The organism is Desulfovibrio desulfuricans (assembly GCF_024460775.1).
Lineage (GTDB): Bacteria > Desulfobacterota > Desulfovibrionia > Desulfovibrionales > Desulfovibrionaceae > Desulfovibrio > Desulfovibrio desulfuricans_E.
In genome coordinates this window covers 243,851-270,347 of record NZ_JANFYZ010000002.1, presented here as the reverse complement: position 1 = coordinate 270,347, position 26,497 = coordinate 243,851, and the positions used below count along the sequence as shown (strand labels likewise).

Below are 26,497 nucleotides of genomic sequence, written 5' to 3'. Positions count from 1 at the left end.
AACTATTCAACAAATATTAAAATAAAAGATGCTCACCATGAACACGCCTCTTCAACAAAAATGCTGCTGCAAAAACGATACGTTGCAGCCCCACAAAGCGTCAGAAACGCGTGCCTGGAACCTCGGATACGCTGCGGCTATTACCGCCCTCGGCGTGGTGTGGTGGCTGGTCTATTCCGTCATTCAGCCTGCGGCGCACTGGCTGGCTGTGGGCCTTATGGGTTTTGCCCCTGGCTCGCCCATTGCGGAATCCGTGGAGTTCTTCTTCTATGACACGGCAAAAATTCTGCTCCTGCTGGTAGCGCTTATCTACGCCATTGCCTGGGCGCGGGCCGGGCTCAACGTGGAGCGGGTGCGTGATTATCTGAGCGGCAAGGCAAAGGGAGTAGGCTATTTTCTCGGCTCCGCCTTTGGCGCGGTTACACCATTTTGCTCCTGCTCAAGCATCCCGCTGTTTCTCGGCTTCACCACGGCCAGCATCCCCATGGGCATTACCATGTCCTTTCTCATCACCTCGCCGCTTATCAACGAACTGGCCGTTGTTTTGCTGTGGGGCCTGCTGGGCTGGAAGATCACCGTGGCCTACGTGGTTGTGGGCATGATCGCTGGCATCATTGGCGGCTGCCTCATGGACGCCATCAAGGCCGAGCGCTGGCTGCACCCCTTTATTCTTGAGGCCATGGCCAACATGCCCGCGCAAGCGGAAGAAGCCAAGAGCGCAGGTGCCGCCCCGGTCTGCTCCCCACGCATCACCCTGCGCCAGCGGCACGATTTTGCATGGTCGGAAACATCCACCATCTTCCGCCGCGTGTGGAAGTGGGTGATCATCGGCGTTGGGCTTGGCGCGGCCCTGCACGGCTTTGTGCCGGAAAACTGGTTTGCCGAGCATCTTGGCGCCGGGGAGTGGTGGTCGGTGCCGCTTTCCGTCCTGCTGGGCATCCCTCTGTATTCCAGCGTGACAGGCATCATCCCGGTTATGGAAAGCCTGCTGACCAAGGGGCTGCCCATCGGCACCACACTGGCCTTCTGCATGAGCACGGTAGTAGTCAGCCTGCCGGAAATGCTCATGTTGCGGCAGGTCATGACAGGCAGGCTGCTGGCTGTTTTTGTGGGTTATCTTTTGCTTATGTTCACCCTGGTGGGCTGGTTGTTCAATCTGGCTGGATCATTCCTGGCATAACTTTCAGGAGCAAAACAAATGGAAATCAAGGTATTCGGCCCCGGCTGCGCGCGTTGCGTAGAGGCGGAAAACGTGGTGCGTCAGGCTGCGGAACAGGCTGGCGGTGAAATTTCGGTGATCAAGATATCTGATTTCAGAGAAATCATGGCCGCGCGCATCATTTCCACCCCGGCGGTGATGGTCAACGGCCAGATCAAATGCACGGGCAGGGTCCCCACCGGGGATGAGGTCGCCAGCTGGATTGCGGAGGCCAAGGCTTAAGCCCCGGCTCCTCGCTGACACGCGCCGACATGAGCGGACGTTTACGGCCCGCCGCGCAGATGCAACCAGCTTGCCCTGCGTGGCGGGTCACGTTATTGTCGGGCATTGTTCCGGGTGCAATTTCGCATATTTCCACCAAGGCCGCCCCAATGCACTATCCCCACATTGCCCTGCTGAAAACCAAGTGCCTTTTTCTGGTTGTGGTTATGCACTGCGTCATGTTTTACGCCACGCCCTTTCCGTTCTGGGAGCTCTATGCGGATACCCCGCAACCTTGGGCAGATTTGTTCACGGCCATCTCAGGTTCTACCCTTATCCAGTGTTTCATGTTTGCATCGGGCTTTCTGTTTGCCGCCTCGTGGGATGCTGGCAAGCGCACCCCCCTGCAACACGCGCTGCACAGGGGGCGGAGGCTCCTGCTGCCCTGGTTTGGCGTGGGCATGCTCTGGGTAGCCCCGCTCTACACGCTCTTTTCCATCCCCGCGTTTGGGCATCCGGCAGACGCAACACTGCTTGAAACGTGGAAATCCGTTGCGCTCGGCCTGTTCACAGATCATCTGTGGTTCTTGCTGGTGCTGTTCTGGATCACCCTTTTCTGGATTATCGCCCTGTGGATTCTGCAAAAGCTGGGGCGCGACACGGCCCTTACCGGCGGCATGGTGGCCCTTGTGGCCGCACTGTGCTTGCAGAACTATGGCGGCTGGCTCAAGTGGTATTGCCTGTGGGAAGCACCTTCGTTCATTCTGTGCTACTACATGGGCATTGTGGCTTTCAGAAATCACGAGGCCCTCAATGCCCTGTGCCGCACCCGCCCGCTGGCTCTCGGGCTTGGACTCACTGCGCTGATAGTTCTGCTGTGGCCCTATGCAAGCGCGCCTGTGAGCGGCTGGATCGTTTCCCTGCTCTGCGCCTTGCTGGTGTACCATATGTTTTTACTCACAGCCGGGCTGTACCCGCTGTTGCAGGCATTTGCTCCTTTTGCCTGGTTTGAGCGCAACGGCTTTCGTTTTTATCTTTTTCACCTGCCCACGCCCCTGCTGGTCTTCATGTGGCTTTACAAGCCCTTGCAACTGCCGCCCGTCGCCTTTGTGCTGCTGAACATTGCCATCACCCTGACAGTGACATCTGCCCTTGTGGCCGCAAGCCGCAAGCTGGAAGAAAAACTGGGCATAAAATTATAAATGATTTAGCACTGTTTGGTGTTTTATCCCCCTGTTTATTGGTGTACGGTTTTCAGGCGCATATTTTGCGGCACTGCGCGAAATCCTTGCTCGGGAGGGAATACCATGATGGGGTTCTTGAAGCTGGTGTTGGCATTTGCGCCCTGGCTGTCGTTTCTGATCATTGCGCACGGCAGCATGTTTCGGCTGGAGCTTGGCCTTGGCATCGCTTTGGCCCTCAGCATCCTCATGGGCGTGCTCAAACTGCACCGGGGGGTGATACTGTGGGTGGGGCTGGCCTTTTTCAGCGCGGCATCCGTGCTTGTGATCGGCTTCCAGAACATGTGGACAGTGCGGTACATGGGAGTGCTTGCCAATAGTGCTCTGGCGCTTGGCACATGGGCAGGGGTCGTCATGCGCAAGCCGTTTACCCTCGATTACGCCAGGGATCACACCGATCCGGCGCTCTGGGATTCCCCTATCTTTCTACGCACAAACATGATTATTACTTCTGTCTGGGGTGGGGCCTTCACCTGCAATGCCCTGCTGGCGTGGCTGAAAATGAAGGAGTTCTTTTTTTCAGAACTTACCTACGAGCTGATCTCCTACACCCTGCTCATAGGTGTGGCCGTGTTCACCCAGTGGTATCCGGCGCATTTGCGCTGCTTGCGGGCCAGTCAGCAAACGGCGGCGTAACGCTGCACACGCATTTTACAAATTACGCACGACAACGCCCAATAATATAATAAGTAAAGGACTGCACCCCATGACACGGCGCAGTCCTTTATGTTTTGCAGGTGCGGCTTTCGGCAAAAAACGCAAAGATCAGAGTAAATATCTGCCCTCAATTCTGATTGTCGCACTGCCGCCAAACAGCACTTTGCCCGCAGTTTCCTTCAGCTTGACCACATTGGACGCCGTCTTTTCCGCATTTTGTTCGATTGAAACAGCGCTGCCGTCCCACAGGGAATTTTTAAGCATATAATAGCCAAAAGCCGAATTTCCCGACCCTGTCGCCGGGTCTTCAAGATAGCCAAAGCGGGGTGCAAAAACCCGTGTGCGCATGATATTTTGGCTACATGCAACCTCTGAACTGAAAACAAGAATAATATCCACTTCGCTGTCGATGCAAAACTGCTTCAGCGCGGCTTCATCCGGGTGCATGGCGAGGACTGTTCCCAGCGAAGCAATGGGCACGATCAGCGTGCGCAGGCCAGCATCAATGCACTCCACATTCAGATCTTTTCTGATTTCTGATTTTGAAATAGCCAGATGTTGCGCAACGGCGTCCATATGCGGCTTTACAGGCAGTTCAACCTTACCTGGCGCTGTAATAAATACCGCGTCAGAGGTGGAAATTTCGTTGTAAACCTTCAGGCTGCCCTTGCTTGTGGTGATGGTTATTTCCGGTTTTTGCAGCAGCATGGGGTCGTTGGCGATCAGGTCGTACATGCAGGCAATGGTGCCGTGCCCGCAAAACGCAACCTCGCATTCAGAAGAATAATAGCGCAAATGATAGTGCGCGTCTTCAACCGGCGTGCAAAACACCACTTCTGATACAAAGCCCTCATGTTCCCTGGCCACAGCCAGCATGTCCTTATCCGCCAGTGGCCGCCCTTTTTCAAGATACAAACAGGCTGCCGGATTTCCAGACGAAAAATGCGAGGTAAAGGCATCTATCTTTTTATACGGATAACTGCTCACTTTTGCTCCGTATGGCAAAAGGAATGTGGAGTGGGGGCTGACCATTATGGGTTGGGGCACCCGCAAGCTGTTTCGCCATGAATATTTTATGCCATGCAAAATACTGCGCGCATTGCGTATTGGCAAGCATTCCGATTGGGTGTATGCGCTTTACCGCGTCATGAACGAGCCCGCCAACGGCCCCATATTTTTTGCAACAGCCGAGGATGTTACGCATGAGAAAAATCGCCCTGATCCTTGCCCTGATGATGAGCACCTTTATGCTCACCGCCTGTGGCTCCAAGTACATTGCCGTTACGAAGGATTACACTATCTACATCGGCACCAAGAAGCCCGTTATCAATCCCGAAAATGATTCCGTGAGCTTTGAGGACGACACAGGCAAAACCCACACCATCCCCCGCGAAGACTTGAAGCAGGTTCGTCCCCTGCCCTAGCGTTTTTTTGCCTGACCGCCCAGCGCGGCAAGCGTGCAAAAGAGCAGCCGCCTTACAGCTCCATCTGGAACCGTAAGGCGGCTGCCTTACTTTATGCCGTAAAATGAATTTTAGAACACAGGCACGATGCCGCGTTCAAGCAGATTCTTCTGGATGTATTCCTTCACTTCAGGGGACTGCACGGCCTTCATGAGGGCCTTGGCCTTGGGGCTGTCCTTGTCTTCATTGCGCACAACAATGATGTTGGCGTAGGGGGATTCGCTGCCTTCCATCACAAGGGCGTCACGCGAGGGCACCAGACCGGCTTCGCCAGCAAAGTTGGTGTTGATGACCGAAGCGGTCACGTCGTCCAGGGTGCGGGGCAGCTGGGCCGCGTCAAGCTCGTGGAACTTGAGGCCAAGGGGGTTTTTGGTGATGTCGGCCACGGTAACGAGCGCGCCGGGCTTGATGGCGATCACGCCGTTGGCTTCGAGCAGGCGCAGGGCGCGGGCTTCGTTGGTGGGGTCGTTAGGCACGGAAACGCTGTTGCCCTTCTTGAGGTCGGCAAGCTTTTTGATCTTCTTGGAATACACGCCCAGGGGTTCGATATGCACCTTGCCGATGGAAACAAGGTCAAGCTTCTTTTCCTTGTTCATGTTGTCAAGGTAGGGTTCGTGCTGAAAGAAGTTGGCAAAGAGCTGCTTGCTGGCCAGCGCCATGTTGGGCTGCACGTAGTCGGTAAATTCCTTGATGACCAGATTGTAGCCTTCCTTGGCAAGCAGGGGCTTGGCCGCCAGCATAATATCCTTATGCGGGAAGGGGGTCACGCCGACAACAATGTCTTCAGCAGCGAACGAAGGGGCGGCCAGCGCCAGAACCATGGCCAGAGACAAAAGCAGACGTTTCATAAGCGCTCCTGCAAGGGTAAAGGGTAAAAAAGTTCACACGCCGCCGCGGGCCTAGCGCAAAATCTTGTACAAGAAATTGCAGACGCCCTGAATGAGCAGCACGAGAAGGCAAAGAATAATGACCGAATACACCATGATATCGACCTGAAAGCGGTTGTAGCCGTATTTGACGGCCAGATCGCCCAACCCGCCGCCGCCAACGGTTCCGGCCATGGCCGAATAACCCAGCAGCGTAATGGCGATAACAGCCACGTTCAGCACAATGGAAGGCAATGCTTCAGGAATCAGCACGCGAAAGATGATCTGCGTGTTGCTGGCCCCAAAAGACCGCGCAGCCTCAATAACGCCCCTGTCCACCTCAAGAAAGCAGGTTTCGATAAGCCGCGCCACAAAGGGGGCTGCGGCGATGGTCAGCGGCACTATGGCCGCCGCGCTGCCAATGGAGGTGCCCACCACAAAACGGGTAAAGGGAATGAGCGCAATGAGCAGAATGATAAAGGGGAACGAGCGCAGCAGGTTGACCACAAAATCCACAGCCTGATACACCGAGCGGTTGGGCTTGAGGCCGATGGGATTGGTGACGATCATGAGGATAGCCAGCAAAAAGCCCGAAATGAGCGAAAACAGCGTGGAGAGCAGCACCATGTCCAGCGTTTCCCACGTTGCCGTAATAATTTCCGGCAGCTTGTCCAGAAACCGCTCCCACAGCGGGTAGTAGGCCGCAAGGCCGCTCATGTTCTCAATCATGCTTGTTCACCCGCGTTTTCAGAATAGGCCAGAATCTCCCAGAACAGGTTCTGCGTTTTCAGATAATGCAGCACTGCGTCCAGGTCTTTGTCCTGCACGTTGATGATAAGAAAGCCGAAAACATCGTCGAGGTAACGTTCAAGCTTGCCGCCAACGATGGAAAAATCAATGCCCAGCGTTCGCGCCATCTGCGTGATGACGCTCTGCTGCGAAATTTCGCGCGGAAACATAAGGCGGATGTTGGTGCCGCCGGGAATGAGCGTGTACTCGTCCTCCACCATGGCCTGCATTTCCTTGGTGGGCGACAGAAAGAGATTTTCCGTCTTGCCCATGGCCACGGTTTTGCCGCCGTCGAGCATGAGCAAGCTGTGGCAGAGGCGTTTGACCACTTCCATCTGGTGCGTAACCATGATGATGGTGAGGTTGAGCCGCCGGTTGATGTCTTCCAGCAGGTCGAGAATGGACGAAGTGGTCTTGGGATCAAGAGCGGAGGTGGCCTCGTCGCACAGCAGCACGCGGGGATTGAGCGCCAGCGCACGGGCAATGCCCACGCGCTGCTTTTGCCCGCCGCTCAGGTTCTGCACGCGCTGTTTGGCCCTGTCGGCAAGGCCCACAAGCTCAAGCAGCTCCATGACGCGCTCTTCGCGCTTGGCAACGCCCCACAGCGAAAGCGGAAAGGCCACGTTGTCGAACACGTTTTTGCGGGACATGAGATTGAAATTCTGAAAAATCATGCCCATTTTGCTTTGCAGCATACGCAGGGCCGTGCCTTCGAGGGAGGCAACTTCAACGCCCATGACTTTGACACTGCCCATCTGGTAGGGTTCCAGGCCGTTAAGGCAGCGCAACAAGGTGGACTTGCCCGCGCCGGAATGCCCCACTATGCCGAAAATCTCCCCCTCGTGCACGTGCATATTGATGTCTTGCAGCACAAGGTGACTTCCGTAGAGCTTGCCAAGATTGGTTACCTGAATCATGCGATGGTTCCTGAGCCTGTTTTCGGTGTCGCCAGACAATGCGATATTTGTCCGCGAAAGTAAAGAATTCACGCAGGCACAGCATGAATAACCCGGCATTCTACCCCAAGGCGGCGTTCAAAATCAAGCTGCCAGCGGAGGCCCCGCATACGGCGGCGCGCAGGGGTAAACAAGGCCCGCGATGTGTTCCTTCGTGCGGGCAGTATCTGCTATCTCCCGCGCATTGCTGTTGCCGCCCCTGCGCAGATGGAAGGCATCCTGCATGTGATGCCGATCATGGACAGCCATGCGCAATGGTGACACAACCAGTGGCGCAATTGTTTATCTGAACAGTCTGAAAGGATATTCCATTATGAACCAATCCGCCGATTCTGCGCCAGAGGCTGCACAGCCCACAGCGCCAGCGCATACCCCCCTCGCACCCAAACCTCCCAAACGCCGCATCACCCCCACCCTGCTGCGGCGCGGCATACAGGGCGCATTCGCCATTTTTCTTGTTTGGGTGGGCTGGGATTTTTACCTCTACGTGCAGTGGGCCACGGGAAAAAGCCAAGCGTTCACGCCCAAGCCACCCTCGGTGGAGGGCTTTTTGCCCATCAGTGAACTCATGGCCGCGCGCCGCCTGTTTGAAACCGGCATGTGGGACGTTGTGCACCCTGCCGGGCTGACGCTCTTTTTGGCAATCGCCCTCATGGCCCTGCTGTTCCGCAAGGGATTTTGCGGCTATATCTGCCCTGTGGGCCTTGCCTCCAACCTGCTGGGCCGCCTGGGCGAGCGCCTGGGCCTGAACCGCAACCCGCCGCGCAAGCTGGAGCTGGCGCTCCAGGCCATCAAGTATATTCCTCTGGTACTGCTGTGTTATTTCAGTTTTTTTGCCATGAGCGTGGACGAAATTGACTCTTTCATGGGCGCGCCATTCAATATGGTTGCTGATTCAAGCATGCTGTTTTTCTTTTTGCGGGCGTCAACCACGACCTTGATTGTGGTTGGCGTGATTGTGGCGGCCTCGCTGGTGGCACGCAATGCGTGGTGCCGTTTTCTCTGCCCTTACGGGGCGTTTCTGGGCATTCTGGCTTTGGCAAGCCCTGTGGCGGTACGCCGCAACGCGGCTACCTGTACGAGCTGCCGCCGCTGCCAGCGCGCCTGCCCTTCGGCCATCGCCGTACACGAGAAAACGCGCGTCAATTCGCCGGAATGCCTTGGCTGCACCGCCTGTATTGAAGCCTGCCCGCAAAAAGACTGCCTCCACCTTTCTGCGGCCCGTAGCCGCGTGCCCTTCTGGACAGTTGCCGCTGGCTGCCTTGTGCTGCTTTTTGCCGCCTACCTATGGGCCGTGAGCACCGGTCACTGGGTTTCAGAAATTCCCCCGGGCATGCTGCGGCGCTTCCACATGATCCAGTTTGGCGGATAGACGGCCGCTCGCCTCAGGGGTTTATAAAAACAGCATGGCGGCAAAGGTATTCCCTTTGCCGCCATACTGTCATTTATGATTGGGCCTTGCCCTTTTTACCAGACCGGGGCTTCTGCCGGATCGCGCTTGATATGGCAGGCCTGACAATCCGTTGCACGGGGCTTTTCAAGCTTCATGCGGGTGTGGCAGTCCATGCAGCGCTGGTGATAGGCAGCCTTGAGCAGGGGCCTGCCGTCCGGCATGGTAGTTACGCCAGCGGGCAGGTTTGCGGGATGGCACGAGACGCACCGCGGCGGCGTCATACCCTCTTTAAGGCGCGGGCTGTTGTGGTGGCAGGCGGCGCACTCCAGGCCATCCTTGGCATGCATGCCTTGCAGGCCTGCGGCCTTGCGGCCAATGCCAGCCCGCAACTTTTGCAGATGCTGCGCATGGGCAAAGTCCACAGGGCGGAATTCCCTGCTCATAAGCTCTATGCGCACCTTTTCGGGCAGACCGTCAGAGACAGGCCCAAGCTTGGGCGCGTCAGCCACCTCAGCGGCTGGCTGAGCGCTTTGGGCAGGAGGCGGCGTTACAGCAGGTTGCAGCGCCTTGGCCGCAGCAGCGTTGGCTGCCGGGTCGGGCTTTGCGGCGGGATTTTTGTCCGGCGGCGGCAACAGAATGGCAGAAGACGCAAGCGCGGTTTCTGACGCGTCGGCAGACTGCTGCGCAGCCTTCACCGCTGCGTCCACTGGCAACAGAATGGCCGAAGGGGAAAGCTTGGCGTTCTGCTGTGCGGCCTGCTGGGCAGGCAGGCTTTGCGGCAGGGCCAGGGCATCCAGCCCGGCAGTTCCGTTTGCCTTCTCAGCGGCCTGAGGCGAAGGCAGATTGCTGGGCAGCATCAGCCCCATGGTGCCCTTCACGCCGGGGGCGGCGCGGTGGCAGAAGGCGCAGTTGCTGCCGCTCTTGCTCACGGGCCTGGGCGTATGACAGCCCGCGCATTCCGGCGCGGAGGTGGTCAGGCTGGTGTGGCAGTTCACACAGGAGTTTTTGGACGTAACAGAGTGCATGGCCTGCGCCAGCGGAATATTCTTGCCCTTGGGGTCGCCGCTGGGCGTATGGCAGGTGATGCACGACTGCTTGACGCTGGTGTGGTGGCAATCCACGCAGTTGAGCGCCCTTTCGTGCAGGCCGTGGTCAAAAGGCACGGCAGGCATGACCGTAGGCCATTTGGGCCCCTGCGGATACAGGGGAGAAAGCGGCACCTGGGGCGGCGTGACCTTGTCGGTCAGCACCACGCCCGTGGGTCTGTCCATGGTCATGATGGAGGGGCTGGCCTCAAAGCGGGGCAAGGCCTCAAAACGCGCCTTGTCATGACAGGTGGCGCAGTCCACAGGGCCGTGCGGCAGCTTCTGCTCCGCAAGCGAAGCGTGGCACTTCATGCACACTTCATGCGCGGCGGCGCGCAGGGGCGGCGGCGTATAGGCGGCATCCCTGGTGGCAAGGGCCGAGCCGGGGCCGCTTTCGTGACAGGTGCGGCACGAATCAATGTTTGGCGGCAAGGTGGGTGAAAAATCCTTGGCATGGTGACAGGTCACGCAACGCTGGGGATCGTTCTCCGCCAGAATTGCACCGGGGGCCAGACCGGGCTCCGCCTTTACAGGGAACGCGCCGGAGGTCAGATGCCGCTGGTGCAGGGAGGCGTCCATCTGCGGCTTGTAAGGCTTTTGGACGGGCAGCTTTGCGGCATCGGCAACGGTGTGACAGTCGCGGCACTGCGCCAGGGACGGCCCAGCGCCCTTTTGCGCATGGCACGTAGCGCAGGCCGCATGAAAGGCCTCCTTGCGCGCGGCAGGATCGCTGGAATTCATGCCCGCAAAGGCGCTGAACACAGGCGTTTGCATAATATTGACCGGCAGACCCGCGCTGTTCTTCTCCACGCCGGGATCAGCCGCGTGGCAGCTCGCACAGGCGTTGGCCTTGGCATGGGCCGCATGGTCAAAGGCCACAACAGGCATTTTAAGCTCCTTGGCGCGCTGACCGCCAAGGTAGATGGTGTTGCCCGCCAGAGGCGCGGAAGCTGCCTGGACACCAACAGCAGAAAAACACAGCGCCACGGCAAACACTGCACTGGCGGCCACAAACCGCATGGCGCAAGCAGAAACGAGGGCTGTACTACATATGGTTCGCATTAACTCCCCCTTGGGGACTTTGATCAGAAAAACCATCAGCGCAGCAACCGTGCAAACTGGCAACGGGGCGCACACCACAAAAAAACATGCCCGGCAACAAGGTGCAGCAAGAGCCAGAGTCCATACCCCGGCATGCCCGAGCGGGCAAGCAGGCCCGTAAACGGCAGCAGCACCAACAGGGCCATAAGCCGCCAGTCCGCCTTGGTGGCGGCGGCGCGCAGGTCGGCCAGCAGCAGGTGACGCAACGGCAGGGCCAGCGCCCCAAGCGTCAGCAGCACAGCAAGGCCGTCTGCCCAGCGAAAGGCCATGCCCGGCCAGTCAAGGCCCAGGCCGCGCCCGATAAGCACCGCATGGCCGGGGGCAAACAGCACCACCACCAGAGCCATGAACAGCAGCCAGAAAATGGCGTCGTTGACCAGCACGCGCACGGGCCACTGCCCGCGCAGCAGATCAAGCGGCACAAGGCGCGCGCGCCAGCGGGCCGCGAAATCCGCGGGATTGCAGTCGCTGGCCTTGCACTGGCGCAGGCGCAGCACGCACCCGGCCAGACATCCCAGCAGGGATATGAGCAGCCCCCAGCCAGTGAGAAAGGATATCAGCGTTGTCATAACGTGCTCCAGCCTAATCCTTGCCGTTCAGAAAGAGGTAAAAGCCCAGCAGGCCGAACAGGGCAAAGCAGATGAAAATAAACATCCAGCCCGTGCCGGACATCAGGGATGCGTAAAGCGAATAAAATACCGTCTGCATGGCGTCCTCCCTGTCAGGCTTCGGGTTTGTAGTCAGGATGATCGCGCAATACGGGCATCTTGGCGCACACAAAGCGGTACACCGTCACAAGCCCCACCAGCATGAACAGCGAAAGCGTGATCTCGCCCAGCGAGGGAAAATACTTGAGGTGCGTGGGCAGATTGTAGTTGTAGGCCACAAGGCTCACGTCCATGCGGTTGAGCATGACCCCGAATACAGACAGCCCCGCCGCAAGGCGGATCATGCCGTAACGCCGCTCGCGCACGCCCACGGCAAACATGAAGGCAGGCACGATGACCAGAGCCATTTCCAGCAGCCACAAAAGGCCGTAACCGCTGAACACGTACTTCCAGCCATTGTCGAGGGTGAGGCCGCCGATCTTGATGACAAAATAGCCCATCATCACCAGCGATGCGCCCCGCGCAAGGCTCAGGCTCACGCCGTCAAAGCTCTTGGCGTGGTTTTCGTCCATGTACTTGTGCATGCCGGCGTGGGCCAGCGTGCCTTCAAAGATCACCATGGAAAGCCCGGCATAGAGGCTCGACACAAAGAAATACACGGGCAGCCATGACGAGTACCACAGGGGGTGCATCTTTGAGGGAACCATCACATACAGCCCGCCCAGAGAAGACTGGTGCAGGGTCGAAAGGATGATGCCCAGCGCCACCAGCGGCATGATCAGCTTCATGAGCATGGCGCGCAGTTTTTTCCACCCCAGCCACTCGCAGGGAATCACAAACCACAGCACCGCCATGACGCAGAGGTAAAAGAACTCGCACACGCCCACGGTAAACAGGAGTGATGTGGTGCCCTGTGACACAAAGACAGGATACGGCAGCCGCCAGGGCTGGCCCACGTCGTACAGCAGATCGGCAATAACAAAGGCGTAGCCGAAAAAAGCCGTGGTCAGCGCAGGCCGCCACATGGAACGCAGATTGCTGAAGCCGAAGATGTAGTAGCCCGCCGCCAGCGTAAAGCCGCCAGCAGCAAGGGCCACGCCGCACAAGAGGTCAAAGCCGATCCACAGGCCCCAGGGGTAGTAATCATCAAGGTTTGTAACCGCGCCGATGCCCCAGCCAAAGCGCATGACAGTGGCCACGGCTCCGCAGAACAATATGACGGCGGTGATGATGTTGCCCGGCGTGTTGAGCAGGCCAAGCGTATTTTTCAGCAGTTCCGAAGGCTTCAGCATTGTCCGCCTCCCTGGCCCTTTTCAGGATTATGGTCAGCGGGCTTGCAGCCGCAGGCTTGTGCGCTGTTTTCTGCATGGGCGTCAGCGCAGCTCTGGCCTTTTGCCTGCTGCGCACCCTCGCAACGGGCCTGCTCCACCATTTTTTTGTAATGCTTGCTCATGGAATACGCGCCGCCCAGAATCACCGGCCATATTCCGGCAATAACGGCAATGGAGCCAAGCATGCCGCGCGTAAGTTCCGGCGCGGAAACAGCAGGCACATCCGGCTGCCCCAGATCGGCATGCGGCACGGGCGAGAGGTACAGCCAGTTGGTGCCGCCCATCTCGTGTTCGCCATAGATGTGGTCTTCGTACATGCCGGGATTGTCCATGATGCGGCGGCGGGCCAGTTTAACAAGGTCGCTGCGCCGCCCAAAGACCAGAGCCTCCTTGGGGCAGGCCTCCACGCAGCCGGGCAGCAAGCCCTGCTTGAGGCGCGGGGCGCACATGGTGCACTTGTACACCAGCGGATTCCAGGCGTTGTTGTAGTCGTAGGCAGGCACGTAGAAAGGACAGGCCATCATGCAGTAGCGGCACCCCACGCAAAGCTTGGGGTTGTACACTACCGGGCCTTCCTCTGTTTTTACAAAGGCTTTGACAAAACAGGCCGAAGCGCAGGCCGGTTCCTGGCAATGATTGCACTGCAACTTGCGGAACATGGGGGCATGCCCTTCCGGCTGATATTTGTTGACCACCGTATAGGCCTTGAATGTGGGCCTGCGGGTCTGCTCAAATACCGAACTGTCGTCAACGGGCTTTTCCAGAGGCGGCAGCACGTCGGCATTGACCTTCTGGCAGCCTTCCTCGCACTTGCGGCAGCCGATGCAGCGCACTGAATCGTGCAGCACGCCCACGGCATCGGGGCTGCCGTCATAGGCAAAGGGGGCTGCCCCGGCAGCACCGGGAAGCGCGGCTCCGGCCATGCCGCCGAGGCCCAATATTTTCAAAAACTGTCTGCGCCGCATGGCGATCCTCCCCTGCTTGCGCATTGCATCATTTCATGCCCCATGTCTGCCGTGGGGCAAGCCGCCAAGGCGGCGCCGTAAACACGCCCCTGCGGCCTATGGGCTGGCAATGGCCCCCACGTCCTCATTCTCCGCCAGAAAGGCGGCGTAATCTTCATCGAGGTAGCGGGTGGAATACAGATACACCGTGCCCACGGAGCTTTCCGTAAACCTGATGTCCGCGTATTCCTCGCTTTCCGCCATATCGCGCAGGCACTGCTGCAAGGCTTCGGCCTCAAAAAGAAAAGGCGGGTATTCAAATATTTCAAGGGCCACAGGCCGGGGGTAGTCGCGCGAACTGTCGCGCACCACGCTGGCGACCTGCACCATCCTGTTATTGGCTGTGGAAAGAATACCCGCATACAGGCTGCTCATCTGCGGCTTGTAATGATAGTATTCCTTTTTGTCCCAGGCGGTAAAAGCCGCCACGTCTTCATCTTCCGCCAGCAGTTCGGTCAGCAGGGCCGCCGCGTATTCGCGCTCCACCACGCGGGGAGCGGTTGCGGCCTCTGCGGGCTCCGCTGCTGGTGCAGATTCCGTTGCCTGCGCCGGGTCAGCTCCTGACTCCGCCAGCGCCTCTGCGGGATGCAGCAGCGAACTCAGCAACTGCCTGCGGCTCAGCAGACGGCGGGTTTTGCGCAGACCCGGCACTTCCGGGTCAGGGGCAGAGCCGGGCTGGGCCTTTTCCATGGCCTTGATGCGGGCCATATCTGCTGCAACAGTCTGCGAATCCGGCCCTTCAAAACGCGGGTCGGGCATGGACTCCAGCTCCTGACGCACATGGGCTACGGTAACGGGCGGCGCAAGCGCCGCGCGCTCCATAAAAGCGGCCAGCAGTTCATCGGCGGTCACAAGGCGTTCATCACTGCTGAAATCGGCCAGTGTTTCCACCAGCAGAACCTTGTCGGCCTTGCGCTGGTCCACCAGTCGGCGGCTTTCGGCTTCTTCCACATGGGCGGCTGCGCCGGTCTGTTCTATTTTCTGGACGGCTGCGCCAGTCTGCCCTGTCTCCGGGGCGGCTCCGCCCCCCCCCGCCAAGGGGGGGGGCCCCGCCGCCCCCGGCACAGGGGGCGGCCGCCTGCGACTGATTCTGGGCCTGATTCTGATTGCTCATAGACTCTCCAAGGTTACGCGCCGGGAACCAGCTTTTCCTTGGTCATGGTATCGGCCACGTCATTGAGGCCCAGCGAACGGTAATGGTTCGCGCTGGGCAGGCCGGATTTCACATCCCAGCCCTGCACTTCGTAGAACAGGTCGAGGCTCTTTTCGATATCGGCCTTGTCCATACGGATGGTGCCCTTGGTGAAGGGAGCCTTGTTCTTTTTGTCTTCAAACAGCCAGTTGGGATACTGGTCGTGCTTTTTGCGCATGTCCGTGGTCTGCATCTGGCGCGCGGTGTAGGCGCGGTGCAGGTTAAAGGCGCGCTCTGCGCAGCGGTCCAGTTCCTTGACGTCCAGATTGTGCCCGGTGAGGACGCGATAGTATTTGCTCTCAAGGCTGTTGTCGCCCATGTAGCCATCCTGCTTGTTGGGGGTGGAAATCCACGGCCCCATCCAGTTGCAGAATGAAAGCATGTCGTGCAGTTCCTTGCGCTCGATGGACCACTTGGCGCGGATCATCTTGTACTTGTTGGTGGGCTTGTAGTCGCCGATGGCGTCCACCGCGTCGGCAGAACCCCAGAAGTGCTCGGCAAGGCGCTTTTGCACATCAATGGGCAGACCGCTGCGCACAAAGTTGCAGTTGGAGTGGCACATGGGGTCGCGGTTGTACTGGGTGTTGATGACGCACCCGGTCTGGCCATCGTCCTCGTTGGCGTGATGCTTGGGATGCCCCATTTTCCAGTAGACGGTGCGGTGGTCATCCTTCCACTTTTCTTCGGGAATACCCATTTTTTCAATCATGTAGCCAGTGCCCATGCCCAGAAGCTGACCGAATTCGCCTTCCTTGTAGGCAATGCGGTGCACGGCAGTCTTGATGAATTCGGGATTGCAGGCGTCCACCATTTCCCAGGGAATGGATTTGTATTCGTCCGCGCCGAGCTTCTGCTTCCAGATGCCGTCTTCGTACATGTTGCTGAAATCGCGGAACAACTGGCCGTAGTTTTCCCACACGCCAAGGTCGTCCATGAGTTCAATGCCCACAAAACCGGCCTGACGCGCCAGATCGCTCTTTTTGCGCGAAAGCTTGGGGAACCATTCGCGCCCGCCAAACATGCCCACGCAGGTATTGAACTGGATGGGGCTGACGCCGAACTTTGCCGCAGTGTCTTCGTCCTTCATCACTGTATAGCAGCGGATGGGACAGGAGAAACAGCCGTTGTTGCGCACGGTGTACTGCCACACGTTGTCGCCCAGAAAATAGGCGGCATTGTTGGTGCGGTACGAAATGCGGTTGAGCGAACGCACATCGTTTGTAAGGGTAACGGGGGCTTCAGATGCGCCCCAGCGCTTGCCCGGCGCGCCCACCCAGCGGGAACCGGCATCCCAGTACTCAAAAAGCGGGCTGGGGAAGTTGGGAACCACGTGCTGGTTGTTGGCGCCGATGATGGTGCGGTGGTAGTTGATGAGTTTTTCCCAATCGGCCTTGTCGCCCGCGATGTGCACAGGCTGGCTGCCCTGAAGGGCAATGGCCTTGAGCATCTTGGAGCCCATGACAGCCCCTATGCCGCAGCCTGCGGTGTGGGCGCGGCTGTTGACAACCACGGAATAGGGAACCAGATTTTCACCGGCAGGCCCGATGGCGGCAACGGTACCGTCGGCCCCCACTTCTTCGCTGATAACGCGGGTGGTGCGGCGGGTGCCCTGGCCCCACACGTGGCTGGCATCCTTGAGCCATGCCTTGCCATCGCGCACATGCAGCCACACGGGGCGCTCGGCCTTGCCCTCAATAATGAGGAAGTCGTAGCCCGCGTATTTCAGGTGCTCGGCAAAGTTGCCACCCATGTGACCGGAACCGATGAGATGCTGCGGCCACGAAACAGGCATGATGGTTGTAACCGCCGTGCGTCCGCTGCACAAAACGCCCGTGCCAGCCAGCGGCCCCACGGCAAAAACTATTTTGTTGGCTTCGTCATAAGCCTTGGTCTTGGGCGGTACTTCGTCCCAAAAAACCTTGTAGCCAAGGCCCGTGCCGCCAATAAGATCAAGATACTGATAGGTGTCTTCAACCGTGATGCGGCCCGTACTCAGATTGACCCGCAGGCCCTTGCCCTGATAACCGCCAAATTTCCTTGCCATAAATTCCTCCGGCTCGCTGATGGAGCGTACTTCCTGTGAATGCCTGTTGCGCCTCGCTCTGCAAGACGCAAGGGGTGCGCGCTACTGCTCGTATTTGAGGTTGCGCGGCCCGCCGGGCGATTCCACATGGCAGGCGTTGCAGGCGGCGCGGCGGTCATCGGGCACCATAAGCGAGAACGACCCGCGCGTGGTGGCCTCGCGCGTGCGGTCGCTCCACGGCACATAACGCAGTGCTGCTGCCGGGCAGGCATCCACGCACTTGGGCGCGCCGTTGCACAAAAAGCACTTGTCGGCCTTGCCCTGCTCTTCATCAAAGGTCATCACGCCCCAGGGGCAGGCCTTCTGGCACAGGCGGCAGCCTACGCAGCGGTCTTTGAGCACCATGCGCGTGCCCGTGCCCTTTTGGGCAATGATGGCGTTTTGCGGGCAGGCCGTGGCGCAGGGCACCGGGTGAGGGCACTGCTTGCAGGTATCCTGAATCACCAGCGAGCCTGAGCCGTAAATGCCCTTGGTGGTGTTTTCCAGCCCGCCCTCCGGCCCAAACATGGCATTGCGGCTTATCTTGATGCGCGCAAGTTTGGGGTCGGCCTTGCCGTCGTTAAACTCCGTACAGGCAAGCTCGCACCGCTGACAGCACACGCACAAGGTGGGGTCGCCCACGATCATGCCGGCTGCTTTTTCCATAATCACCAGCGGCGAGGCCTTCATGGTGGCCAGAGCCTCGGAAGCTTGCAGCGTGGCCAGCCCGAGGGCCGCGCAGGAAGTTACCTTGATGAATCCGCGGCGCGAAAGGTTTTCGAGCAGCATATCTTCATCGGCACGTTTCAGTTTGTTCAGCATATCAGCCATACAGCGCTCCTTGTCATGATCGACAACGGCATCATGGCAGCACAAGCTGCCCGTTTTCATGATATATGTGCATGCTGCCGGACTTAACATTGCCCAGCAGAGTCAACCCTGTTGCGCGCGCCATATCCACGGCGCGCGACATGGCGCGAGAAAGGGAGGCAAAAACAGGTACGCCGATGCGCACGGCCTTTTGCGCTATTTCAGAGGCAATGCGCCCGCTGCTGATGATCATATGTTCAGCGGGGTTCAGACCTTCCACAAGCATGTAGCCCACAAGGGTATCAATGGCGTTGTGGCGGCCAATATCAAGGCAGTAAAAAACCATGCCCTGCCTGTTGAGCAGGGCTGCGTTGTGGCAGCCGCCTGTCTGGTGGAATACTTCGGAGCGTTCTTCCAGCTCCTGCGCGGCCCGCAGAATGACGCGCGGGTCCCAGCTGGGAACTTCCGCGCGCGGCATACAGCGCAGTTTTCGGGCAGCCAGGGGAATGTTCCAGCCCATGGCAGAAGTGATGGTGAGCCTGGGGGCGGCCTGCTCCGTAGAACCAGCCGCCTTGCTACAGCAGGCCTCGCGCAGCAGCACGTCCACCCGCACTTCTTCCGCCCCATCGGGAGGCGTTGCCCCGGAGGCGGCGGCAGGCAGGGGCGTTACGTCCATCCCGGCGAGGTCATGCAGGTTTTCAATGAGGCCGCAGGAATAGAGAAATCCCGGCACAAGGTAGCGCAAATGCTGCCCTGAACAGGCCACACGCACAAAGGGCACGCCGTTGACATGCATGGTCAGCGTCTGCTCCCGGCACGACAAAAATACGGACGGCGCAACCTTGCCGTTGCTGTAGGTCAGAATATCGTAGCTGCGCACCGTGGCCGGGGGAGAAGCCAGCGGCAGAACATCGCCTGCGGTTAAGTTTTTGAACAAAGCCATAGCACCCCTTCCTTTCCTATGCGGAGCCGCTGTCTTTACGGAGGCGGCAATTTCCGGCAATCCACAACTATCTGCCCGTGTGCGCCAGAACTCATTGGCGGCCTGGGCCAAGCCGGAGCAATATCTGGGCCAAGCAAAGGCCAAATCTGGGCCCAATATGAGCCAAGGCCAGCTCAAAACTTCAGGCTGAAAGTTGATACAAATTTGTTCTTTTTTTCACATTATTCCCGCAATGAACAATGTGCTCTTTTCAATTCTGCCTGATATCTTGTACTCTGAGAACAGGTGGAGAGAATAACCCTGCGCCAGATGTTGCCCGTAAGCGGTGGGGGGGATACCGCATGGAAGACATGTGTATTCGCGCAACCATCTGGCTATGCGCAACAATTACCTGACAATCTTCATGGTTTTTATTGTTTGCGTGAACAAAGTTTAGGTAAATCGCTTTGTGCAGTCAAGCCTATGTGTTATTTTTCACCAAACTTAATTTATCATAACACACTAAAATATAATAATATTTACAATTTCATTGTAAATTAGTATAGTTACAAGCTTAAAGAATCATCTACTGGAATGCACTCCACAAGGAAGGTCAAGGCATGTCCCTGTATTTTTGCCTGCGGGAAACTGCGGATATTACCGCCTTTCTTGCAGGAGCAAGCCCCTTGCAGCCTGAGCCTGTATCCGTAAACGCTGCCCTTGGCAGGGTGCTTGCAGCCGATATGCACGCGCCTGTTCCCTGCCCTTCCACGCACCGCTCCACTCGCGATGGATATGCAGTGCGCGCCGCAGACACTGCCGGGGCAAACCCCGCAGCCCCGGTTTTACTCCACCTGACGGGTGAAAGCCCCATGGGCAGGCCCTGCGGCGGCACGCTGCAAAAAGGCGAGGCATGGCGCGTCTACACGGGCAGTACCTTGCCCGAAGGCGCTGACGCCGTGCTTATGCAGGAATTTGCGGCGCTGAAAAATCAGCCAGCAGAGTCGAAGGATGCTCCGCAAGTGGTGGCAGCTTCCGCCCCGTGCGCAGAGGGAGAAAATATCCTTGCGCCCGGTGCGGACATGCCCCAGGGCGCGCTGCTGGCGCAGGCTGGAACGAGGCTTGGTGCGCACCATATGGCCTTGCTGGCGCAGTTTTTCAGGGATGTGCCGCTGTACCGCAAGCCCGTGCTGGGAGTTCTTTCCACTGGTGACGAATTTTGCGGTTCTGCCCCGCAGAGCGGTTTTGCCGCCTGCCAGAGCAATACCAATGCCCTGCTTCTCGAGGGTCTGGCCGCCTCGCTGGGCGCGCGCTGCCTGCACCTCGGCACTGCGCCGGACAATGCGCAGGCTCTGGGCCAGCATCTCCGCGCGGCCGTGCCGGGCGGCCCCACGCCCTGCGACGTTATTGTGGTTATTGGCGGTTCTTCCGGCGGCAAACGCGATTTCAGCGCTCAGGCCATAGCCGGGCTGCCGGGCTGCAACATCTGCGGGAATGACCAGCGGGTAAGCAGCGGCCGCCCTCTCACCCTTGCGAGGGTGGGGCAGACAGCCATATGGGGCTTGCCGGGGCATTCACTCAGCCTTGCGCTGGCTGCTCAGGTTTTTCTGGCGCCGCTGCTGCAAAGGCTCGCCGGGCAGCAGACCTTGACGCAGCATATGAACCGGCAACCCTCCGTACTGGCGCGTCTTGGCCTTGCCCTGCCTGTGGAAGGAAACGCCCCCACCCACTATCCTGTGATGCTGCGGCGTGAGCATGGGCGAGTGACGGCCTGGCCCGTTGCCGCTGGTACTGGCAAAACCGCCGTGCTGCGCGACATGAACGGCTGGATAACCATGCCCGGCAGCGATGATATGTCCAGAGGCGGTTTGCGCCGTGGCGCAGCAGTGCGCGTGCACCTCTTTGCCTGACCCCCTGCCGTCTGCCTGGCGGCACCCGCTTGCCATGCCGTATGGCTGTGGCTACACTTGCAGGCACATCAACTGCAAACGGTGAAAAGCCATGCCCCCCCGCCCTTCAGCCCCACAGCAAACCTTCATTTCTCCGGACAAGTATCCGTATCTTGAGGTGCGCACCACGCTGCAAAGCACTCTGCCCTACGCCGAGCACTTCCATTCAGCGTTTTCTTTCGGCCTTATTCTTGAGGGCGGCACCTGCTTTACGCTCATGGGGCAAGCGCATGAGGCGCTCAAGGGCGACATCGCCATGATTGCCCCCGGCCTGCCGCACAGTTGCAATCCTCTGCACGGCAAGGCGCGCAGCTACCTTATGGCCTATTTTGACGCGGCATGGTTTGCGCGCAATATCTGCCGCCCCCTGGGCATTGCAGATGCGTACGAAGTAACAATGCCCGTTGTGCGCGACCCGGCGCTCTTTCAGCAGGGGATTGCCGCCATGGAGGCTTTTTGCAACGGTGCGGACGATGCGGAAATACGTTTTGTGACGCTTTTCAGGCAGCTTCAATGGGGATACGGCTGCCTCGCCAACAGATCTGAAGATGCTGGCAAAAAGACGGACTATCCCCTTGCCGCCACAAACATTCTGCTGGCCGCCGACAGCACGCCCATGGCAGGTGAAAACGGCCCGCCTGCCACAGACCATGCGCCCGTTACATCTTTGGCCCGCAGGGCTGGCCTGCGGCGCGAGAGCTTTTCGCGCGCATTCCGCCGCACCGCGGGCTTGCCGCCCAAGGCGTGGCTGCACTGCCTGCGGCTGGAAAAGGCCCGCGCCATGCTGCGCCAGGGCAAGAGCATTGCCGATGCGGCCCTTGCGGCAGGCTATGCCGATCAAAGCCACTTTCACCGCATGTTTGTAAAATTTTATTCCGTTACGCCCGGCTGCTATCAGCGGGGGCGGTCACATTCGTACAATACGCGCAAATAAAAAGAGGGTGTGCTGTCCGCAAGGAGGCCACCCATGTCTGTTTCCACACTGATTCCCGCTGCTTTTCCTGCGCTGGCTCTGGCGCATTTTCTGGCTCTGCTCAGCCCCGGCCCGGATTTTTTCCTTATCATTGGCCATGCCGTGCGGCATCGGCTGCGCGGTTCGTTGTTCATCTGCCTTGGCATCGCCCTGGGCAATGCCCTGTATATCTGCCTTGCGGTTTCCGGCTGGTCGGTCATGCGGCAGATGCCCGCCCTGTACCGGTTGCTGGAGCTTGCAGGCGCGGCCTATCTGGCATGGCTGGGCTTTTTGCTGCTGCGGGCCAGCCGGGAGGCCGCCAACAGCAAGCCCTCGCCAGACCAGCCCACACCAGACCAGCACGCGCCAAGCCAACCTTCACATAACCAGACAGGCAGCCTCGCCACAGGCCATGCAAGCCCACTCTCTCCCGGCAGACAACTGCTCACGGGGCTTGGCTCTGCCCTGCTCAATCCCAAGAACGCGGTTTTTTACCTCACGCTCATGACTGTCATCCTCGGCCCCACCGCCACCCTGCCGCAGCAGGCCTTTGCCGGAGTGTGGATGACCCTGCTGGTCTTTGCCTGGGATGCCGCCCTTGCCGCCGCCATATCACTGCCCGGCGCGCAGCGGGCGCTGGAAAAACGCATTCCGCTCATTGAAGGGCTGGCAGGGCTGACGCTTGCCAGTATTGCCCTCTGGCTGGCGCTACGGCCCCTGTTTTACTGAGCATGCCGTAACAAAGGCAGAAAGCCCGCATTGTTGCAACGCGGGCTTTCATTGTATCAGGCAGATATGTCTCAGAATAATGGTTCGGAGGACGCGGATTTTCGGGGAAGGAATCCGCCCCCGCAACTCACCTTACTACCCCCGAAAACTAGGGCGCATCGGGATTCAACTCAATCTCGACAGGCGAGGTGATGGTCAGCTCATGTTTGACTTCGGCCTTGCCGCCCGCAGGCGCATCCACATTCCAGAACAGCAGGTGTTCCTTGGCATCCTGCTGGGCCTGCGGCCTGTCGCGGTAGGTCACAGTAACGCCCTGATCCACCAGCATGGGCATAGGCCGCTCAAGGCGCACGGTCACGGCCCTGTCGCGGGTGTTGCGCACGGTGTACGTCCAGCCCCATGTCCAGGTGCGGCTCTTGCCGATAAATCCCTTCTCGCCGCGCTGGCGCAGATCGGCGGCCGCATTGACCTGCACGCGCGGATCCGCGCCAAAATAGAGCGTAACCTCGTTGCCCTTGGGGCGGAACTGCCCCATGCCCACGCTCTGCCCATCCACGCTGAACTCCGCCTGCCCGTCAGGCCAGGCCTGCCCATCGGGCAGGGTGTGACGCGCCATGAGCCACACGCGGCTGTCCCCCACAGAGGGACGCGCCAGCCACTGCAAGGGGGCCTTCCATTCATCCGCCAGCACCAGCAGGCGCGAGCGGCCTTCAGGCAAGCCCTTTTCTCCGGGCGTCCAGGCGGCGTACATACCGCTGGTGTCGGCCTCCACTGGCGCGGCAGGGGCAGGAGCAGCTTCGGCCATGGCGGCATCGGCTGTCATCAGCATGCGCGGGGCCGCCTTGGCAAGGGGCTGGGCCACGGGCTGAGGCTGCGAGTCAATCACCCAGTGCGGCAGGGGTATGGGTTCACGCGGGCCTTGCCCACGGGAAACAAGCGTCAGGCGCGTGTCTGTCCAGTCCATGCCGGAAAACTGCCACACCTCGGCCATAAAGCGCACGCTCACGGCATCGCCCTTGCCCTTGTCGGGCTGCACGTCAAAAACATAGGCAGGCCGCCAGCCGCAATTGCGCAGCGTATAACTGTAACGCACAGGCAGCGTTGCTGCGGATACCTGCTTTTGCAGGGTGATCAGCACCGTCTGCCCAAGCTCGGGGCTTGGCGGCAACTGCTGCAATTCCTGCTTCAGCAGGGCCAGACGGCGCTCCAGCTCGGCCTTTTCGTAGCTCAAGCCCGGCACAACTTCGGCCATGCGCTTTTCGCGCTGGGTCATATCCTGAAAGCTGCCCTCGGCGGACGCGCCTTCCCACAGGGCCAACTGGGCCTTTACGGCCTCAAGCTTGCCCGCGAGGGTCATCAGCGCGTGCTGGCGCTCCTCGCGCAGTTTGGCAAGATTGCCGCCCTGATCAAGAGTCTGGGGCAAAAATGCCCAGCGCACGACGGTATGGCCCGGTATGGATACCTGAAAATTCTCGGCCCCGGCGGGCAGCACCACGCGCACCTGACTTGCGCCATCGGCGGAAATCACAGGAGCCTGCTGCTCCACCTCAAGCAACCCGCCGGAAGGCGTGAGGCGCGCGGCCTGCGGCGCTGTTGGCGTGTTGGGCAAGGCTGCGGCCTGCGCGCTGAAAGGGAGCAAGCTCAAAAAACACAGTACCAGAGCAGGCAGCGCATGCCGCCCGCTGGCAGATTTGCGGCAAATGCCAAGACCGGAAAGAAAAAAACGCAGGGGAGAAAGGACGGTGTACGACATTGGCCCTCCGGCGAAAACCGCCGCATACAAAGCCGCCGCGCCGCAAGATGCAGCGCGGCGGCGGGCGGCTAACGCGTCAGTTTGCGGTACTTGATGCGGTGCGGCGTGTCGGCATCTTTGCCGAGCCGCTTCTTACGGTCTTCTTCGTAGTCCGTATAGTTGCCTTCATAAAACACCACGCTGGAATCGCCTTCAAAGGCCATGATGTGCGTGGCCACGCGGTCGAGGAACCAGCGGTCATGGCTGATGACCAGCACGCAACCGGCAAAGTTGTCCAGCGCGTCTTCAAGGGCGCGCATGGTGTTTACGTCAATATCGTTGGTGGGTTCGTCAAGCAGCAGCACGTTTGCGCCGGACTTGAGCATGCAGGCCAGGTGTACGCGGTTGCGTTCACCACCCGAAAGCACGTCCACCTTCTTCTGCTGGTCAGCGCCGTGGAAGTTGAAGCGCGTGCAGTAGGCGCGGGCGTTGACTTCGCGCCCGCCCAGCTTGATGGTTTCAGCGCCGTCGCTGATGACCTCATACACGGTCTTGCCGGGTGTGAGCGATTCGCGGCCCTGATCCACATAGGCAAACTGCACTGTTTCGCCCACCTTGAGCGTGCCGGTGTCGGGCTTTTCCTGCCCCACAAGCATCTTGAACAGGGTGGTCTTACCCGCGCCGTTGGGGCCGATAATGCCCACAATGGCGCCGGGGGGGATGATGGCGTTGACGTTTTCCATCAGTTCCCTGTCGCCCATGCCCTTGCTGACGCCTTCAAGCTCAAAGACGACCTTGCCAAGGCGCTGTCCCGGCGGAATGTAGATTTCCAGATCGGGCGCGCGTTTTTCACTCTCGTGCGAGAGCATGGCCTCGTAGGCGTTAAGACGCGCCTTGCCCTTGGCGTGACGGCCCTTGGGCGACATGCGCACCCACTCCAGTTCGCGTTGCAGGGTCTTCTGGCGGTCGGCTTCGGTTCTTTCTTCGTTGGCGAGGCGCTTCTGCTTCTGCTCCAGCCAGGAAGAATAGTTGCCCTTCCACGGAATGCCACGGCCACGGTCCAGCTCCAGAATCCAGCCCGCCACGTTATCGAGGAAGTAGCGGTCATGGGTAACGGCAATGACTGTACCGGGGAAGGTGGAAAGGAAGCGTTCCAGCCAGGCCACCGACTCGGCGTCAAGGTGGTTGGTGGGTTCGTCAAGCAGCAGAATGTCGGGCGATTCAAGCAGCAGGCGGCACAGGGCCACGCGGCGGCGCTCGCCGCCCGAAATCTGGGCAACGGGCATGTCGCCGGGGGGGCAGCGCAGGGCGTCCATGGCCATTTCAAGGCGCGAATCCAGATCCCAGACGTTCTTGGCGTCCATGAGTTCCTGCACTTCGGCCTGACGGGCAATGAGGGCGTCCATCTCGTCCGCTTCCATAGGCTCGGCGAACTTGGCGTTGATTTCTTCAAATTCGCGGGCAATGGCGGTGAGGTTGCTCACGCCGTCTTCAACCACTTCGCGCACAGTGCGGGTTTCGTCCTTGAGCGGCTCCTGTTCCAGATAGCCGATGGTGTAGCCCGGGGCCAGCACGGTCTTGCCGTCAAAGGCCTGATCCACGCCCGCCAGAATGCGCAGCAGGCTGGATTTACCCGCGCCGTTCAGACCAAGCACGCCGATTTTGGCCCCGTAGAAGTACGAAAGAGAAACGTCTTTCAGCACTTCCTTCTGGCCATGACGCTTGGTGACGCGGATCATGGAATAAATAATCTTGTCCGGTTCGTTACTCATGATGCTCCTCAAAATTTGGTGACGCTTCCGGCCCTGCGGCGTTTGAGATAACGCGGGGCGAAGCGCGCGCCAAATGGGCGCGCTGGATTGATGACAAACCCGGCCGTGCAGGCCTAGGGTTTGCGCCGCCAAAACGGCAGCTCCGTCAGGCGGATAAAACGATTGCCCCGTGCTGGCAGGCCGCAGATTTTTGCGGTTTGCCGCGCACACCGTGCAGGGCGGAGCTTTCAGTAAGACCGGGAAGGCCCTCAGGCCCACCAGACTCGCCAATGCACTGGGCGCTCGTGTAATATATGAGCCTATCCGTTAGCGGATTCTTTTTCAAGTGGCCTCGCGCTCCAGCAAAGACGCGCCCTGCGCAAAACCGAGAGTGGCTGACCATCCGCCACAAAAGCAACCGCGCCTGTCAGGCCAAACCCGGCAGGCGCGGCAAGCGCGCAGCAAACACAGCGCGCCCAAATCT

General features: G+C 59.4%; 24 protein-coding genes. 9 read left to right on the top strand and 15 right to left on the bottom strand.

Going from position 1 to position 26,497, the window contains the following annotated elements; genetic code table 11:
• Window positions 1–37 precede the first annotated feature (37 nt).
• The 4 genes from NE637_RS03920 to NE637_RS03905 all read left to right on the top strand — a co-directional run bounded on the left by NE637_RS03920 (window position 38) and on the right by NE637_RS03905 (window position 3,297).
• Window positions 38–1,180 carry a permease gene (locus tag NE637_RS03920; RefSeq protein WP_227117591.1) on the top strand — a complete coding sequence of 381 codons (1,143 nt, stop codon included), beginning with the start codon at window positions 38–40 and terminating at the stop codon, window positions 1,178–1,180.
• A gap of 18 nt (window positions 1,181–1,198) precedes the next feature.
• Window positions 1,199–1,441 (top strand): thioredoxin family protein, encoded by a 243-nt coding sequence (locus NE637_RS03915; protein WP_227117593.1) that lies wholly within the window; start codon window positions 1,199–1,201, stop codon window positions 1,439–1,441.
• A 29-nt stretch (window positions 1,442–1,470) separates the two neighbouring features.
• Window positions 1,471–2,622, top strand: coding sequence for an acyltransferase family protein (locus NE637_RS03910; RefSeq protein ID WP_227117595.1), 1,152 nt, complete (start codon window positions 1,471–1,473; stop codon window positions 2,620–2,622).
• A 105-nt stretch (window positions 2,623–2,727) separates the two neighbouring features.
• Window positions 2,728–3,297 (top strand): hypothetical protein, encoded by a 570-nt coding sequence (locus NE637_RS03905; protein ID WP_227117597.1) that lies wholly within the window; start codon window positions 2,728–2,730, stop codon window positions 3,295–3,297.
• 129 nt (window positions 3,298–3,426) lie between these two features.
• Here the strand turns inward: NE637_RS03905 and NE637_RS03900 are convergent, their stop codons facing one another.
• Complete coding sequence (locus NE637_RS03900) at window positions 3,427–4,305, bottom strand: PhzF family phenazine biosynthesis protein (RefSeq protein WP_227117599.1); 879 nt, start codon at window positions 4,303–4,305, stop codon at window positions 3,427–3,429.
• A 215-nt stretch (window positions 4,306–4,520) separates the two neighbouring features.
• Between NE637_RS03900 and NE637_RS03895 the strand changes: the two genes are divergently transcribed.
• The gene (locus tag NE637_RS03895; RefSeq protein WP_192111434.1) at window positions 4,521–4,742 is read left to right on the top strand and encodes a YgdI/YgdR family lipoprotein; all 222 of its coding nucleotides are present in this window, start codon (window positions 4,521–4,523) and stop codon (window positions 4,740–4,742) included.
• A 110-nt stretch (window positions 4,743–4,852) separates the two neighbouring features.
• On the opposite strand, the gene NE637_RS03890 is transcribed toward NE637_RS03895, so the two are convergent.
• From NE637_RS03890 to NE637_RS03880, 3 genes are read right to left on the bottom strand one after another with little or no spacing between them, the layout of a single operon-like run.
• On the bottom strand, window positions 4,853–5,629 hold the full coding sequence (locus NE637_RS03890) for a MetQ/NlpA family ABC transporter substrate-binding protein (RefSeq protein ID WP_227117601.1): 777 nt from the start codon (window positions 5,627–5,629) through the stop codon (window positions 4,853–4,855).
• A 51-nt stretch (window positions 5,630–5,680) separates the two neighbouring features.
• A complete protein-coding gene (locus NE637_RS03885; RefSeq protein ID WP_022658505.1) occupies window positions 5,681–6,376 on the bottom strand; it encodes a methionine ABC transporter permease in 696 nt (231 codons plus the stop codon).
• Window positions 6,373–7,353 carry a methionine ABC transporter ATP-binding protein gene (locus NE637_RS03880; protein WP_227117603.1) on the bottom strand — a complete coding sequence of 327 codons (981 nt, stop codon included), beginning with the start codon at window positions 7,351–7,353 and terminating at the stop codon, window positions 6,373–6,375. Before NE637_RS03880 ends, NE637_RS03885 begins: the two co-directional genes overlap by 4 nt.
• A gap of 352 nt (window positions 7,354–7,705) precedes the next feature.
• Here NE637_RS03880 and NE637_RS03875 point away from each other — a divergent pair, with 352 nt between their 5' ends.
• Complete coding sequence (locus NE637_RS03875; RefSeq protein WP_227117605.1) at window positions 7,706–8,764, top strand: 4Fe-4S binding protein; 1,059 nt, start codon at window positions 7,706–7,708, stop codon at window positions 8,762–8,764.
• 95 nt (window positions 8,765–8,859) lie between these two features.
• On the opposite strand, the gene NE637_RS03870 is transcribed toward NE637_RS03875, so the two are convergent.
• From NE637_RS03870 to NE637_RS03830, 9 genes are all read right to left on the bottom strand, one after another.
• Window positions 8,860–10,932 (bottom strand): cytochrome c3 family protein, encoded by a 2,073-nt coding sequence (locus NE637_RS03870; protein WP_227117607.1) that lies wholly within the window; start codon window positions 10,930–10,932, stop codon window positions 8,860–8,862.
• Between the two features lie 35 nt (window positions 10,933–10,967).
• Entirely contained in the window at window positions 10,968–11,540 is a 573-nt protein-coding gene (locus tag NE637_RS03865) for a hypothetical protein (protein ID WP_227117609.1), read from the bottom strand.
• Window positions 11,541–11,553: 13 nt separating this feature from the next.
• On the bottom strand, window positions 11,554–11,679 hold the full coding sequence (locus NE637_RS03860; protein ID WP_022658500.1) for a hypothetical protein: 126 nt from the start codon (window positions 11,677–11,679) through the stop codon (window positions 11,554–11,556).
• 13 nt (window positions 11,680–11,692) lie between these two features.
• Window positions 11,693–12,871 (bottom strand): NrfD/PsrC family molybdoenzyme membrane anchor subunit, encoded by a 1,179-nt coding sequence (gene nrfD, locus NE637_RS03855; RefSeq protein WP_227117611.1) that lies wholly within the window; start codon window positions 12,869–12,871, stop codon window positions 11,693–11,695.
• Window positions 12,865–13,875 carry a sulfate respiration complex iron-sulfur protein HmcB gene (hmcB, locus tag NE637_RS03850; protein ID WP_227117614.1) on the bottom strand — a complete coding sequence of 337 codons (1,011 nt, stop codon included), beginning with the start codon at window positions 13,873–13,875 and terminating at the stop codon, window positions 12,865–12,867. Before hmcB ends, nrfD begins: the two co-directional genes overlap by 7 nt.
• Before the next feature lie 96 nt (window positions 13,876–13,971).
• On the bottom strand, window positions 13,972–14,952 hold the full coding sequence (locus tag NE637_RS03845) for a YdhW C-terminal domain-containing protein (protein ID WP_256267575.1): 981 nt from the start codon (window positions 14,950–14,952) through the stop codon (window positions 13,972–13,974).
• 89 nt (window positions 14,953–15,041) lie between these two features.
• Complete coding sequence (locus NE637_RS03840; protein WP_256267574.1) at window positions 15,042–17,150, bottom strand: aldehyde ferredoxin oxidoreductase; 2,109 nt, start codon at window positions 17,148–17,150, stop codon at window positions 15,042–15,044.
• Window positions 17,151–17,231: 81 nt separating this feature from the next.
• A complete protein-coding gene (locus NE637_RS03835) occupies window positions 17,232–17,999 on the bottom strand; it encodes a 4Fe-4S dicluster domain-containing protein (protein ID WP_022658495.1) in 768 nt (255 codons plus the stop codon).
• A gap of 31 nt (window positions 18,000–18,030) precedes the next feature.
• Window positions 18,031–18,921, bottom strand: a complete 891-nt coding sequence (locus NE637_RS03830; RefSeq protein WP_227117620.1) for a formate dehydrogenase accessory sulfurtransferase FdhD — start codon at window positions 18,919–18,921, stop codon at window positions 18,031–18,033.
• 599 nt (window positions 18,922–19,520) lie between these two features.
• On the opposite strand from NE637_RS03830, the gene NE637_RS03825 reads away from it, so the two are divergent.
• The 3 genes from NE637_RS03825 to NE637_RS03815 all read left to right on the top strand — a co-directional run bounded on the left by NE637_RS03825 (window position 19,521) and on the right by NE637_RS03815 (window position 22,530).
• Window positions 19,521–20,810 (top strand): molybdopterin molybdotransferase MoeA, encoded by a 1,290-nt coding sequence (locus NE637_RS03825; RefSeq protein WP_227117621.1) that lies wholly within the window; start codon window positions 19,521–19,523, stop codon window positions 20,808–20,810.
• 91 nt (window positions 20,811–20,901) lie between these two features.
• Window positions 20,902–21,783: an AraC family transcriptional regulator gene (locus NE637_RS03820; protein ID WP_227117623.1), complete on the top strand. Its 882-nt coding sequence runs from the start codon at window positions 20,902–20,904 to the stop codon at window positions 21,781–21,783.
• 33 nt (window positions 21,784–21,816) lie between these two features.
• A complete protein-coding gene (locus NE637_RS03815; protein ID WP_192111421.1) occupies window positions 21,817–22,530 on the top strand; it encodes a LysE family translocator in 714 nt (237 codons plus the stop codon).
• Window positions 22,531–22,678: 148 nt separating this feature from the next.
• Here the strand turns inward: NE637_RS03815 and NE637_RS03810 are convergent, their stop codons facing one another.
• Window positions 22,679–24,283: a DUF4139 domain-containing protein gene (locus tag NE637_RS03810; RefSeq protein WP_227117625.1), complete on the bottom strand. Its 1,605-nt coding sequence runs from the start codon at window positions 24,281–24,283 to the stop codon at window positions 22,679–22,681.
• Window positions 24,284–24,351: 68 nt separating this feature from the next.
• Window positions 24,352–26,034, bottom strand: coding sequence for an energy-dependent translational throttle protein EttA (gene ettA / locus NE637_RS03805; RefSeq protein ID WP_227117626.1), 1,683 nt, complete (start codon window positions 26,032–26,034; stop codon window positions 24,352–24,354).
• Between the last annotated feature and the right edge of the window lie 463 nt (window positions 26,035–26,497).